At 46.9% G+C, this 13,562-nt stretch carries 14 protein-coding genes; 6 read left to right on the top strand and 8 right to left on the bottom strand.

What is annotated here, in order from left to right; translation table 11 throughout:
• Window positions 1–505: dihydropteroate synthase (locus V3S16_RS14710; protein ID WP_413886246.1), on the bottom strand; the 505-nt coding region annotated here is incomplete at its 3' end.
• 461 nt (window positions 506–966) lie between these two features.
• Here V3S16_RS14710 and ndk point away from each other — a divergent pair.
• The 3 genes from ndk to V3S16_RS14695 all read left to right on the top strand — a co-directional run bounded on the left by ndk (window position 967) and on the right by V3S16_RS14695 (window position 2,527).
• Window positions 967–1,383 (top strand): nucleoside-diphosphate kinase, encoded by a 417-nt coding sequence (gene ndk, locus V3S16_RS14705; RefSeq protein WP_413886244.1) that lies wholly within the window; start codon window positions 967–969, stop codon window positions 1,381–1,383.
• 139 nt (window positions 1,384–1,522) lie between these two features.
• Window positions 1,523–1,687, top strand: a complete 165-nt coding sequence (locus tag V3S16_RS14700) for a hypothetical protein (protein WP_413886242.1) — start codon at window positions 1,523–1,525, stop codon at window positions 1,685–1,687.
• Window positions 1,688–1,690: 3 nt separating this feature from the next.
• The gene (locus V3S16_RS14695) at window positions 1,691–2,527 is read left to right on the top strand and encodes a fumarylacetoacetate hydrolase family protein (protein WP_413886240.1); all 837 of its coding nucleotides are present in this window, start codon (window positions 1,691–1,693) and stop codon (window positions 2,525–2,527) included.
• Between the two features lie 161 nt (window positions 2,528–2,688).
• On the opposite strand, the gene V3S16_RS14690 is transcribed toward V3S16_RS14695, so the two are convergent.
• The 3 genes from V3S16_RS14690 to lepA form a co-directional block, all read right to left on the bottom strand.
• Window positions 2,689–3,213: a 3-isopropylmalate dehydratase small subunit gene (locus V3S16_RS14690; RefSeq protein WP_413886238.1), complete on the bottom strand. Its 525-nt coding sequence runs from the start codon at window positions 3,211–3,213 to the stop codon at window positions 2,689–2,691.
• Between the two features lie 34 nt (window positions 3,214–3,247).
• Window positions 3,248–4,534, bottom strand: coding sequence for a 3-isopropylmalate dehydratase large subunit (locus V3S16_RS14685; RefSeq protein WP_413886236.1), 1,287 nt, complete (start codon window positions 4,532–4,534; stop codon window positions 3,248–3,250).
• Window positions 4,535–4,950: 416 nt separating this feature from the next.
• A complete protein-coding gene (gene lepA / locus V3S16_RS14680; RefSeq protein ID WP_413886234.1) occupies window positions 4,951–6,747 on the bottom strand; it encodes a translation elongation factor 4 in 1,797 nt (598 codons plus the stop codon).
• Window positions 6,748–7,043: 296 nt separating this feature from the next.
• On the opposite strand from lepA, the gene V3S16_RS14675 reads away from it, so the two are divergent.
• The 3 genes from V3S16_RS14675 to V3S16_RS14665 all read left to right on the top strand — a co-directional run bounded on the left by V3S16_RS14675 (window position 7,044) and on the right by V3S16_RS14665 (window position 9,471).
• Complete coding sequence (locus V3S16_RS14675) at window positions 7,044–7,955, top strand: diguanylate cyclase (RefSeq protein ID WP_413886232.1); 912 nt, start codon at window positions 7,044–7,046, stop codon at window positions 7,953–7,955.
• Between the two features lie 191 nt (window positions 7,956–8,146).
• Entirely contained in the window at window positions 8,147–8,563 is a 417-nt protein-coding gene (locus tag V3S16_RS14670; protein WP_413886230.1) for a GNAT family N-acetyltransferase, read from the top strand.
• Entirely contained in the window at window positions 8,560–9,471 is a 912-nt protein-coding gene (locus V3S16_RS14665) for a DUF2156 domain-containing protein (RefSeq protein ID WP_413886228.1), read from the top strand. Before V3S16_RS14670 ends, V3S16_RS14665 begins: the two co-directional genes overlap by 4 nt.
• A 39-nt stretch (window positions 9,472–9,510) precedes the next feature.
• Here V3S16_RS14665 and V3S16_RS14660 read toward each other — a convergent pair whose 3' ends face one another.
• The 4 genes from V3S16_RS14660 to V3S16_RS14645 all read right to left on the bottom strand — a co-directional run.
• Window positions 9,511–9,708 (bottom strand): DUF2892 domain-containing protein, encoded by a 198-nt coding sequence (locus V3S16_RS14660; protein ID WP_413886226.1) that lies wholly within the window; start codon window positions 9,706–9,708, stop codon window positions 9,511–9,513.
• Window positions 9,709–9,825: 117 nt separating this feature from the next.
• Window positions 9,826–11,049, bottom strand: coding sequence for a hypothetical protein (locus tag V3S16_RS14655; protein WP_413886224.1), 1,224 nt, complete (start codon window positions 11,047–11,049; stop codon window positions 9,826–9,828).
• Window positions 11,050–11,183: 134 nt separating this feature from the next.
• The gene (locus V3S16_RS14650; RefSeq protein ID WP_413886222.1) at window positions 11,184–11,978 is read right to left on the bottom strand and encodes an outer membrane lipoprotein-sorting protein; all 795 of its coding nucleotides are present in this window, start codon (window positions 11,976–11,978) and stop codon (window positions 11,184–11,186) included.
• Window positions 11,979–11,982: 4 nt separating this feature from the next.
• A partial coding sequence (locus V3S16_RS14645) for an efflux RND transporter permease subunit (protein WP_413886221.1) occupies window positions 11,983–13,562 on the bottom strand: 1,580 nt, incomplete at its 5' end.

Below are 13,562 nucleotides of genomic sequence, written 5' to 3'. Positions count from 1 at the left end.
TGCCCACGGGTTGAACCAAAGGATCCACAAAGATGGCATCGCGCTTTACCCCGAGATCCTCAAGTTTCCGGACAAGTTTTTCAGCCCGGTCAACAGTGTCCCGGGCACTTTCCGGCATTCCGGAATCATCCATACAAAGGGCAATGATTTTACACTCTTTTCCCTTTAGAAAAGGGGCCATGGCGGCATACCGCTCCTTTTCCAGGCTGATGGAATTGATCATGGGTTTTTCTTTTACCATCTGATACGCCATTTCCAGTACCTTCGGATCGGGGCTGTCAAGGCACAGCGGCACCGTAACGGTCTCCTGAATGACATCCAGGAGCCATTGCATGTCCTCCATTTCATGACCGATGCGTGCCCCTGCATTGACGTCGATAAAATCGACTCCAGCCTTCTGCTGTTTTTTTACGTCCTCTTGAATATACGCCGCGTCTCTTTCAGCAACCGCTTCCTGTACTTTTTCCCGCGATGTATTGATCCGTTCACCCACAACACAAAACATGATTTCCCCTTTTTTCTCTTCTAATTGATGATCTCGTAAAAAGTCACGAATTCAACTATAGATGGCTAAGCCGTCTTCGCATAGCTACGCCGTGCCAAGGTAAAAAGGTTCATATACAAGGCGTAGTGTTTTTTCAGGAACGAGGCCATACATGTAGTATGCCTAATGTCTGCAAAAATACTACAACGCAGTAGATGGGACTTTTTACGACGCCATCTTCCTTGCTTGACAAACAATCCTCACTTCTCTATATTCCCCTAACCAAATCACCCAAAGTTGATAAATTTGTAAAAAGTGAAATGTGAAAACGGCTACATTTAGTACATTAAGAGGCAATATTACACAACATATAGACTTTTCACGTTTAACTTTTTACTTTTTACGGAACTATCAAAGTTAAACCCTATTTTTAAAAAATCAAATGTTTTACTTTTTACGACGCCATCAAGGATAATAAAATTATGGAAAGAACATTATCGATCATCAAGCCCGACGGAGTTGCCCGCGGTCTCGCCGGCGAAGTAATTAAGCGCCTGGAGCAGAACAATCTCAAGATTACTGCCATGAAAATGTTACGAATGACTAAATCACAGGCTGAAGGTTTTTATGCCGTACACCGCCAGCGGCCTTTTTTTGAAAGCCTGACCGATTTCATGGCATCGGGCTCCATCATTGTAATGATCCTTGAAGGCGAACATGCCATAGAAAAATATCGGGAATTAATGGGAGCCACTGATTACAGGGAAGCCGCCCAAGGAACTATTCGAAAGGATTTTGCTACAGATATCGAAAAGAATGTTGTGCACGGTTCGGATGGACCGGAAACAGCGGCTTTTGAAATAGGCTACTTCTTCAACAGCTTTGAGATAACCGGCTGATGCCCCCAAGAATTAATCTCGCCAACATTACCATTGTTTTGCACCAGCCTCGCTATCCGCAAAATATCGGCGCTGCTGCCATGCGCTGGTAAATATCCCGACCTCGGATCTTTCTTCCATAAACCTGGCCCAGGCCGTCATGATTATTTGTTATGAAATCTTTACTGCCGGCCGGGAAGTAACAGAAGAATTTACTCCCCGGCTTGCCCGCCGGCATGAGCTTGACGGCATGTATGAGCAAGTTAAAGATATTTTGGTTAGAATAAGTTATATAAACCCCGAACTTCTGAACGCCTATAGGTGATCTATGAAATTAGTGCGTTTCGGTCAAAAAGGAAAGGAAAAGCCGGGCTTGTGGAAGGCCGGCAACATCGTAGATCTGACAAAAATTTTTCCGGACATTCCCGATATCGGTGAAGCTTTTTTCAGAGAAGGCTGGTTCTCAAAGGTTTCCCGGGTTACGGCGGAAGGTGAAAATATACAAGAGCGCCTGGGAAGCCCGGTTGATCGTCCTTCAAAAATAATCTGCCTTGGAAAAAATTATGCAGAGCATGCCAAAGAAGGCGGTTTTGATAATCCGGAGACGCCGGTGTTATTCTGTAAAACACCGAATGCCTTAAGCGGCCCTTTTGATCCTATCATGCTCCCCATAAGCAGCGGGCAGGTGGACTGGGAGGTGGAACTGGCAGTCGTCATCGCCAAAGAAGGCAAACGGATAAAGCGTAAAGACGCCTTGGATTATATTGCCGGATATTGTGTCATGAATGACGTGTCCGGACGAGAAGCCCAATTTTCCGACTCCCAGTGGTTCCGCGGGAAATCCTTTGACACCTTTGCGCCAACCGGACCCTTTATTGTTACCCCGGATGAAATCGGAGATATACACAACTTGAGGCTAACCGCCATAGTCGACGGAGTTGTCATGCAGGACGGTAATACCAAGGATATGATTTTTGATATCCCCACCCTAATAGAAAATATCAGCGAAGATATAACCCTGATCCCGGGAGACATTATCTCCACCGGAACGCCCGCCGGGGTCGGAATATTCAGGGATCCGCCGGTGCTTCTGAATCCCGGCAGCGTAGTTGAATGCCGCATCGAAAAAATCGGTTCGATCATCAATGAAGTTGTAAAACCCTAATCTGAACAAGCCGGAACCAAAAAATATTTGCCACAAAGTCACAAAGACACAAAGGGAATATTTTATTATTTTTTTCTTTGTGCCTTGGTGTCTTAGTGGCAAGATGAAAAAAGTTTTGCCACTAAAAATACGAAGTCGTTTTGGGACTTTTTACGACGCCATCAATATTTTGCATCGGCATATTCTACCCATCCCCCGGCTGTCACCAGCGCACGGTCAAAGTCGGATATTGAAAAGGATATATCCTCTTGCTTTCCATTAGCTGAAAAGGTAAAGACATTTTTTTCAAGATCCGTTTCAACATGGGCTTCGCGGCCTGCATAGTTTACAAACAGATGGTCGATGACTGCCACCGGCAGTTCCACGGCCATCATACCGCAGTTGAACATGTTTTGCCTGAAAATTCTGGCAAAGTTTTCAGCGATGACCAGACTGATGCCGTTCACCTCCAGTGCCCAGGGGGCGTGCTCCCGGGAAGACCCGCACCCGAAATTAGCTCTTGTAACGATAACGCTATTCCCTTCTAAATCCCGTTGTGCAAACCCTTCGAGTTTAAGATCTTCTAAAAGATGGGGCCCTAACGGCTCTTTGGATACTTCTGAAAGGTATTTGGCAGGTATAATCTCATCTGTATTAATATCTGCGCGATTGAGAAAGAGCACTTTTCCTTTGAAATTTTTCATCATTACCCCTTGTATAATCCTGATTGAGATTTAGCGCTCAACTGAGGTATAGGCTCGAATTCGTGATGTGCCCGGCAATAGCGGTAGCAGCGGCGGTTGCTGGGCTCATGAGGTGTACCATCCCGCCCTTGCCCATCCGGCCGCTAAAATTCCGGTTTGTTGTGGCAGCACATACTTCACCTTCTGCCAGAACGCCGTTGCTCATGCCCAGACAGGCACCGCAGGTTGGATTGGTGACACAAAAGCCAGCATCCATAAACGTTTTCAGAATACCTTCTTCCATCGCCAGGCGAAAGATATCCGTTGTGGCCGGTGAAACAACACCCCGGACCCGGCGGCTGATTTTCTTTCCTTCAAGCACCCGGGCGGCAACTCTGAGATCCTCGATCCTGCCGTTGGTACATGAGCCGATATATATCTGATCAACTTTGCTGCCTTCCATCTCCCTTACCGGTTTTACCTGGTCAGGCTTATATCCAAAACTCACCAGCGGTTCCAGATTGCTAACATCATGATCAATCACCTGATCGTAGTGCGCATCCGGATCAGAAGAAAAGATTTTAAACGCTTCCAGCGCCTCTTGCTTGGAGGAATACTCACCTTTGACAAATTCCCATAGATATTCCACTGTTGTCATGTCCGGTTGGCAAATGCCGCAGGTCCCTCCGGCTTCAACCGCCATGTTACAGAGGGTCATGCGGGACGCCATGCTCATGGTATCCACAACCGGCCCGGCAAATTCTATGACCTTGTTGGTGGCACCGTTTACACCCAGGCGACCAACAATTGAAAGAATTAAGTCTTTGGCATAAACGCCCTCGGACAACCGGCCGCGGATGTTAATTTTGATGGTTGACGGATAGCAAAACGCACAAATGCCTTTGAGAATTCCTACCTCCAGGTCTGTTGTTCCGACACCGGCGGCAAAGGCTCCGAAAGCACCGTGGGTACAGGTATGAGAATCTCCCATGATGACCGTATACCCGGGACGAACAAATCCTTTTTCCGGAAACAAGACGTGGCAAACGCCGTTTCTGCCGATGTCAAAGAAATCCCGTATTTCATGGCGCCGGGCCCAATCTCTAAGGATTTTGCCCTGCAGGGCTGTTTTTGAATCCTTTGCCGGTGAAACATGGTCGATCACGACTTTGATTTTTGTGGCATCAAACACCCTGTCTTTGTTACGCCTGACCAAATCATTGATCGCAACCGGTGTAGTAATCTCGTGACAAAATACTGCATCCAGCCGGAGAATATAGATATCTTCTGCGGGGCTGTCCACCCGGTGAGCGGCAAAAATTTTTTCAGCGATTGTTTTTCCCATATACCCTCCAATAGGCGTTAACAGGTTCAGGGTTCAGAAGTTCAGGGTTGTTTTTTTGTTAACCTTTACTGTCGGCGTTCACAGGTTCAGAGTTCACCGTTCAGCCTGCGACGAGCTCAGCCGAGTCGGGTTACCTTTCTTTCGTTGTACTTGCTCGTAAGCCAGCAAGTACTTGATGAAACTTTCAATGGCAGCACAGGTGCGCCCGGCATGATCATACACAGTCTGACTCAGCATTCGTTATGTATTGTTGATCCAACGCTACGTAAAGCTCAATCTGGACTTCAGTGCTCAGATTTGTGGCGAACACAAAACCTCTGAACTCTGAACCTTTGAACCTTTGAACTTTTGAACTTTTGAACCCTGAACCTTTGAACCCTGAACCTATGAACCTGTGAACGGTTGCTCGGAAACTTTTAGTCGGTGTCCGTTTTCAATACTGCCAGAAAAGCCGACTGAGGAATCATTACCTGGCCTACCATTTTCATGCGCTTTTTTCCTTTTTTTTGCTTTTCTAAAAGCTTGCGCTTGCGCGTTACGTCACCTCCATAACATTTTGCAGTAACATCCTTTCTAAAAGCTGAGATTGTCTTACGGGCAATAATGTTACCGCCGACGGCCCCCTGGACGGCTATTTTAAACATCTGTCTGGGGATTTCATCTCGAAGTTTTTCACACACGCGCCTGGCGCGCTCAACCGCCCTGTCTTTATGAACCAGTTGGGAAAGGGCGTCCACTCGTTCTCCATTTATCAGAATGTCCAGCTTTACCAGATCAGTCTCTTTATAATCTTTCAGTTCGTAGTCATAGGAACCATACCCTTTGGTAATCGATTTTAGCCTGTCGTAAAAATCATAAACAACCTCAGCAAGTGGTAGTTCAAAAAACATTTCCAGGCGATTGCTCGTAAGATATTGATAGTTGGTGCTGCTGCCACGGCGATCCAGACAAAGTTTCATAACCGACCCCATGTAACGATCAGGGGTAATTATCGAGGCACGGATAAACGGTTCCATCGTGCGCTGAATTTTTGTAGGATCCGGATATAAAGCCGGATTGTCAATGATTAACGTTGAATCATCATTCATAATAAGCTGGTATTGCACTGAAGGTGCCGTCATTATCAAAGATAGGCCATATTCGCGTTCAAGCCGCTCCTGCACAACTTCAAGGTGCAGAAGTCCCAGAAAACCACAGCGGAACCCAAAACCCAAGGCCACTGAAGTGTCTTTTTCATAAATCAGGGAGGCGTCATTGAGCTTGAGTTTTTCCAGGCCGGCCGCCAGTTCCTCGTATCCGTCCGTCGCCACCGGATAGATCGAAGAAAAAACCACTGGTTTGACTTCCTTGAAGCCGGACATGGGCGCTGCGCATGGCCGGTCTCTTAAAGTAATTGTATCCCCGCAGCGGGTATCGCTGACCGTTTTTATGCCGGCAATCAAATAGCCGACCTGCCCTGCTGAAATCTGTTTTTGCGGAACCTTTGCGATTTGAAATATACCGACTTCTTCGACCTTGTAAGCGGCGTTATTGGACATAAAGGTGATAACATCTTTGACTTCCACTCTCCCCTGAAAGACGCGGAAGTGAACGACAGTGCCGCGATAGGGATCATAATGGGAGTCAAAAATCAATCCTTTCAGCGGTGCTTCGGGATCGCCGGCAGGTGGCGGCAGATCTTTTACAATGCTCTCAAGGACCTCTTCAATTCCAATACCCTCTTTGGCTGAGGTTAGTATCGCGGCTTCAGGGTCGAGCCCCAGATCATCCTCTATCTGTTGTTTTGTGCGTTCAACATCGGCTGAAGGCAGGTCTATCTTGTTGATTACAGGTATTATTTCGAGATTGTGCTCCAGGGCGAGGTAGAGGTTCGCCAGAGTTTGAGCTTCCACACCCTGGCTGGCATCTATCAGAAGAAGGGCACCTTCACATGAAGCCAGCGCCCGCGAAACTTCGTAAGTAAAATCCACATGCCCCGGGGTGTCGATGAGATTCAGCATGTAGGTTTGATTATCTTTGGCAGTATAAGGCAGGCAGATCGTCTGGCTTTTTATAGTGATACCCCGCTCCCGCTCAATATCCATAGTATCGAGGATCTGATCTTTAAAGTCTCGATCCAGCACAACGTTAGTCGCCTGGATAAGGCGATCGGAAAGTGTAGATTTGCCGTGATCAATATGTGCAATAATACTGAAATTACGTATATTTATCATATTTTGTATTTACTATAGATCTTGTCAAGGGTCAAGGCGCTCCGAGGAAACATCCGAAAAGCCGTTAAATATACAGCGGCTTTTCTCCGGCAGGGTACACGGAGACCTTTGCAAAAAGTCCCGCTTAAAGTCGGCTGCACAGGTTCAGAAGTCGGTTGACACGATCTGCCTTTCCAATTATATTGATAGATTGAATTAGCAAACCTGTTTTATTATCAGATCGTTTGGGATTGTGTCAACCCCGGCTTAAATGCAGACGCAACTTTTTTACCCAACGAAATTGGGCGACCAAAAAAATGAATGAACATATATTAATAGTTGATGACGATAAAGATATCAGAGACTCGATGCATGAATTCATGGAGAAAGCCGGATTCAATTCCCTCACAGCTTCAAGTGCGGAAGAAGCGCTTAAAATATTAAAGAAAAGCCCTGTGGAAGTCGTTATCACAGATATCATTCTGCCCGGCCAGGACGGCCTTGAACTCACCGACTTGATTAAAGAAAATTGTGATATAGATGTCATTGTCATGACGGGCCACAGTGACAATTATTCTTATGAAGAGGCCATCAATAAAGGCGCAAGTGACTTTATCTTTAAACCGGTGCGTTTAGAAGAAGTGCTGCTGAGATTGAAAAGAGTTTTAAGAGAGCGTCAACTCACTAAAGAGCGCGTGCAAATCTTGGGAAAACTGGAAAAGCTCGCCATAACAGACGCCCTTACCAAACTTCACAATTTAAGGCACTTTTATAACCAGCTGGAAGTAGAAGTTGACCGGGCCAACCGTTATGGCCATTCTCTTGGACTTCTGCTTTTGGACATCGATCATTTTAAAGTTTACAATGATACGTATGGGCACCTTGAAGGCGACAAGGTGTTAATTAAACTTAGCCAAACAATGCGCTCATGTCTCAGGACAATGGATTCCGCCTACCGCTATGGGGGAGAAGAATTTACTATTATCCTGCCTGAAACTGGCGCTGAAGAGGCCAAAACAGCTGCCCACAGAATTAGAAAAGCAGTAGAGGCCGAAAAGTTTTTTCCAGAGCCGAACAAGCCTTGTCAGGTAACAATAAGCATCGGTGTTACTGAATATTGTAAAGAAGAAGAGTTCGCAGACTTTATCAAAAGAGCTGACAAAGCAATGTACCTTTCAAAACAGGCCGGCCGCAACAGAGTCTCCTCATTGTTCGCAGAACAAACCTGATGGCGTCGTAAAAAGTCCCATCTACGGCGTTGTAGTATTTTTTCAGACACTCGGCATACTACATGTATAGCCTCGTTCCTGAAAAAATACTACGCCTTGTATATGAACCTTTTTACTTAGCCATCTATAGTTGAATTCGTGCCTTTTTACGAGATCATCAAACCTGACCATGGCTAACAATTAGAATCACTATGCCAGACATTACTTTCTTGGTTAACCCGACCCCCTATCAGATCCAGCAGATCATCGCCCTCTACCGCATGGAAGAGTGGTGGACCGAAGAACCCTATAACCCTGATCATGTGGTTCGGATCGTCGCCGGCAGCCATTGCTTTGTGATTGCGAGCATTGAGGACCAAATCGTCGGCATGGGGCGGGCTATCAGCGACGGGACCAGCGACGCTTATCTTCAGGATGTCACTGTAAAACAAGATTACCGGGAGCAGAAGATCGGCAAAAAAATTGTAAAGGCTTTAGTGTCACGTCTCAATAGAGACGGCCTAGAATGGATTGGCCTGATTGCAGAACGAGGTTCAAGTGGCTTTTACAAACGGCTTGGATTTAAGGAGATGTCCGATTCCGTCCCCATGCTGAAAGTTACACCATGAAATTTAAACCGATAGTTCCATCAGATTTTCCGAAACTAAAAAAATTTTTTCAGCGGCAGCGATACAGGCTTTGTGTCTATTCGCTCCCTTCAATTATCGCCTGGAACAGCACCGAGTTTCAGCCTTACGCCGCCGTTGACGGAAAGTCTCTGATAGTAAGCGGCGAATTTGCCACCCGCATAGAATATCGGCACCTGATGCTCCCGGTTTCGCTGTCAAAGGATTACCCGCCCCGGCAGCTCCACGATCTTGCTGTTAAATTAAAATTTGATAAATACTGGTTCGTTCCCGAGGATTATCTTCAGCAGTACGGCAAAACTCTGGTCGAAAATTTTTTTGAGATTAAAGAACAAAAAGATTTTGAAGACTACATTTATGCTACTGATGATCTGGCACTGCTTAAAGGCAACAAATATTCCAGAAAAAGGAACCTGATCCATCAGTTCGAAAGATCGTATGTCGATAGAGGCAGAGTAACAATAGAAAGGATGGCACCTTCGTTTATATCTGAATGTATTGATTTTCATGAAAAGTGGTGTGAAGAACGCAATTGCGATATGGAGGAGGATGGAGAAATTTTCTGTGAAAAGCAGGCCGCCATAAACACCATTGAGAATATAGACCTTTTTGAACTTGATGGTATTCTGCTGCGTATCGACGGCGAGATCAACGCATTTGGGATCGCCTCACGCCTCACAGAGAATATGGGGGCTCTGCATTTTGAAAAGGCTTTTGCAAGCATCAAAGGGCTTTACCAGTTTTTTGACAGGGAATGTGCCCGGCGCCTTTTTACAGGGTTGACCTACATCAATAAAGAAAGTGACATGAACGTTCCGGGTATTGCCAGGGCCAAAAAATCCTATCACCCGGTCATGACCGTTAAATCTTACGTGCTTACCGTACGGTAGTTAGTGTCCATTCATAAATGGCCCTTTTTGCATTAGATTTTAAATCCGTTTTTCAGGCACACCGATTTTTTTTAAAATTATTCCCATGAGGCAAAATTTTGTAATTCCGGACTGAAAAAGGTTAAGCCCCACAAAGGCGGTGAAAAAGAACCAGTAGGGATGAACCCATATGCCTAAAGACAGGCTTACTACAATAAATGTGCCTGCAATTGTGTGAACCCAGTCATTAACAGTCATGATCAAACCTCCTATACATTTTCACCTTAGAGCCCTCGCAACGCTGAGATCACTGAGGGCTTGTTCGTTTACATTTATCCTTAGTAGACAACGAGATCGCAACTTGCACCCCTTTTATCAAAAGCTCCAGCGTACTCCTGCATGCGCATTGGTATTATCCTGAAACTGTCCGAAGAATGTGTAGTCGTCTTTGCCGGCAAATATATTGGCGCCGACTTCCATGGCCCACTGGTCGGTCACCTTGTAGTGGATCTTGGGGCGGATATATCCATCCTGATCCGAGGGGGAATAATAGGTAAACAACGACAGCCTCAGATTCTGGTTCATCAGCAGTTTGGTCAGGCGCAAGGTAAAAACATGCCGGACTTCATCCTTGGGCGCCGTGCCGGCTGGAAGCGTACTTTTGTAGCTATCATACTTTTGCATCCATTCCTGATAATACTGGAAACCGCCGGTAAAATCAGAGGCCAGCTCCCGTTCAAAACCGGCTAACGTTCGTATTTCGCTGTTGCGAACCAGAGCATCGTCACCATCACGGTCATCACGCGAATCGTAATAGCCAATTTCAAGGTTGCCGATACCGCCCCAAAGTGCTCCCCTGGCACTGGCCCCGTAAGCCGACAGCCTGGGATACCACAGTTTAGCTTCCTTTGAGTCCAGTCCTTCCGGTGTTTTCCAGAAACCGCTATAACCGTACAGACCTAATTCAATGCCGGTTATGTTTTTTGATACCCGCGCCGCAAATTCACTATCCTTAAAGTAACTGTTGCGCTCATGATCGGTAAAGATGAAATCCTGGCCGGCTCTCCGGCCTAACATGGAATTCCAGTAGGAAAGTCGGGTGCCGTCAACATACCGGGAGGCATTGAACACCGGTGAATATATCAAGTCGATATCGAACAGATCAAAAAACAAACTACCCTTAATTGCGTCTGAAGGTGCCTTCAGGTATTCATCGTCACGGCCGATGAAAAATGACTGCCAGTCTTTGGGGAAAAGGTCGTTAATGAACAGAAGATCGCCCGTGCCCCAAGTAAGGGTCTGTCGTCCTATTTTTAAATCCATGAAATCGAGCGGCGAAAAAGCGAAGTTCAATTCCCGCAGTTCCGCATAAGCCTTTTCCTCTACCTGATCACCGACCAGATCCCCCTTTAGCTTGATAACGCCCCAGTCGGCATCCTTGCTTACATCAAGCTGCATTCGCATCTCGGAAATGGAACTGTCTTTTTCATAGGGATCGTCCCGTAGCCGCCAACCCTGACGCCCTTCGATAAAGCCGTTAAGGTCGACTCCGTATTTATCATAAAGCCGGTCCTGTAAAGGAGACGCATTGACCGCCATAGGAAAGACCGCCGGAACTAAGATGATAAATATAAATATTGAGATCAGACATGGTCTGCTCATCATCCAGCACCTTTTTCGATATATTTAGACAGGATTTACAGGATCTTCAGGATTTTCTTTTCTTCTCCAATTTATTTTCTGACTTCACGCGGCGGGCGCCGCAGGTAGCGTTCCGTAAAGATCCGGTCCTTTAAGCCGATATTATATTTTATGTTTTTAAATACAGAGACCGTTGCACCTCCTGATGCCAGATCTCGCACCCGTGCCTTTACCACGGTTGGAAACCCCTGGATATTTTTAATCTCCAGGGACTCCACCTCGCGGTATTTGCGGCCGTCTTTGTCATGATATTCAGCCTTAACCAGCATGAAGTTTTGTTTATCCACCCAGACAGTGTAATAGGAAAACTCAACGCCGGCCGGATCCTTCGGGGTGTTTTTGAGCACATAATAATCAGCGGTTGTTTCGACCAGTTCATGGATATCCTCTTTAACGGAACGGCCCGACACATCCTCATACAAAAAATGAGACCCCACAAAACTGGTGCGCTTATCCGTTGCAACGATCCGTTTTACAAGATCCAATGCCGGCAGGTAAAGCCAGCGGTCATCATCCTTGTCAATATACTTATGGACCATGAAGACCATTTTCCTGACATCGGACGGCTTTTTAAAATAAACATAGAATTGCTGCTGACCGCCGTCGACCACATCGCGCCGCAGGATGACAAATTCCCGTTTTCTGGTGCGGCCCTGGGCGTCGGTTATGGTCATGATCACTTCGGCCCGACCATCATCTCCGGCGTAATAAGCCGCCAGATTGGCCCTCTCGATGATCTCATCCACGGTCGGCGCCTCGGCAGCTTGCAAAGAAACAGTCAATAATACACCTAACAGTCCGATAACAATCATTGCTGATCTCTTCATAACCTCACTCCTTAATAAATTTGAAAAGCCGTTTTTCTAATATTTGGATCAAAGCCGGCAGGATCAACATAGTGGCGATTCCGGAAATGGCCATGATGCTGGCCAGAAATATACCGACGGTCTGGTACGGTACCAGCGGAGCCGCCAGCAGCGGTGTAAAACCGACGGCAATGACGACAATATTCCTACTGATGGCCCGGGCCGGTTCTTCAAACATTTCTTTAATGCCCTCCTTCCAGGAACCGGCGCGCTTATAGGCCATACGAGACCGTTCCAAAAAATGAATGGCAAAGTCGACGGCCAGACCCAGGGTAAGCGAGGACAGAATCGCCACCGGCATGTCGTAATCTTTGCCTGCCAGGCCAATTATGCCGTAAATTGCGGCTATGGTAACCGTCAGCGGCACCATCGCCAGCAATCCCCACAGGGGCGAGCGGAACAGAAAGGCCATCATTACAAAGACAACCGCGAAACTGCTCAGAAACGACTTGAGCATACCGGCGACCATTTTGTTCTGCCACACCACGTTTATATAGGTCAGGCCGGCCCACTGATGCTTCATAGGTACGGGCGGCGGATTATCGGCCATGAATCGATCCACCGCCATGATAACCTCTTCCATGTCCTTGTTATCCCCGGTTTTTAACTGCACCCAGATATTGGCTTTTTTGTAATCAGGGGTAACCAGGTGCCAGAGGTCATCGGGCTTGTGGCTGTTCTGGAAGGAAATCAAGGTCTGGGCCACGGCATTGGAGGTGTCCGGCACCCTGTAATAGGCCGCATCGGCCTCGAAAAGCTCCAGATATACTTTCTTGACCACATCGGTAATCGAATTGCTTTTACCGACCACGCCTGATTGCAGCAGATGGGACTGCAACTCCGCCACATACCTAAGAACTTCCGGCTGCTTAAAGAGCTGGTCTCGATTGCGTATCTGATCGATTATGTCCAAACCATCGGCCCAGAAATCATACGAATCATCATCGGCCGTATCCATTTTTGCTTCCCAAAGCTCGACCAGCAGACTCATAAACTCATTTGCCGTCGTGCTGTTGTCAGCAGCCTGTTCTATCAGAGCCTCGGCCTCGGACATCTTTACGCCGGGTGTTTTGTCGGCCATAATGCCGGTCAATGCATCTTGGGTGCGTGCGGCTAACTCGGTAAGACTCAAGTCATGCTCGACCCCTTCCAGAACCAGGTAGGCTTCGTAAGTGCCGCCGAAATGTTTGTTTAAAACCCGGTCCGCCACCCGGATGGGGTGACTCTTTTTAAACCATTTGACCGGATTGTCATTGATTTGGATCTTGCTGATACCATAAACGGCTCCCATCAAGATTGCCATGGTCAATATCACAATCATTTTAGCATGCCTGTACGTAAAATTGCCCAGCAAGGGCAGATGCCGGGAAAGAAACGAGCCGTTCCGACCATCTTTTGACGATTCCGCAACAATCCCGAAAGCGGCCAGACCTTCCTCCTTCATCAGCATCACATAGGCCGGGATAAACAGTATGGTCAGCAGCCAGGCCAACATAATGCCGAAAGCAACAAAAAGTCCAAAAGCCTGCACCGGTGGAATGGGCG

Source organism: Candidatus Desulfatibia sp. (assembly GCF_036446775.1).
In the GTDB taxonomy this organism is placed as follows: domain Bacteria; phylum Desulfobacterota; class Desulfobacteria; order Desulfobacterales; family UBA11574; genus Desulfatibia_A.
The sequence above is the reverse complement of the archived record's forward strand: the minus strand, read 5'-3'. Positions and strand labels throughout refer to the sequence as shown.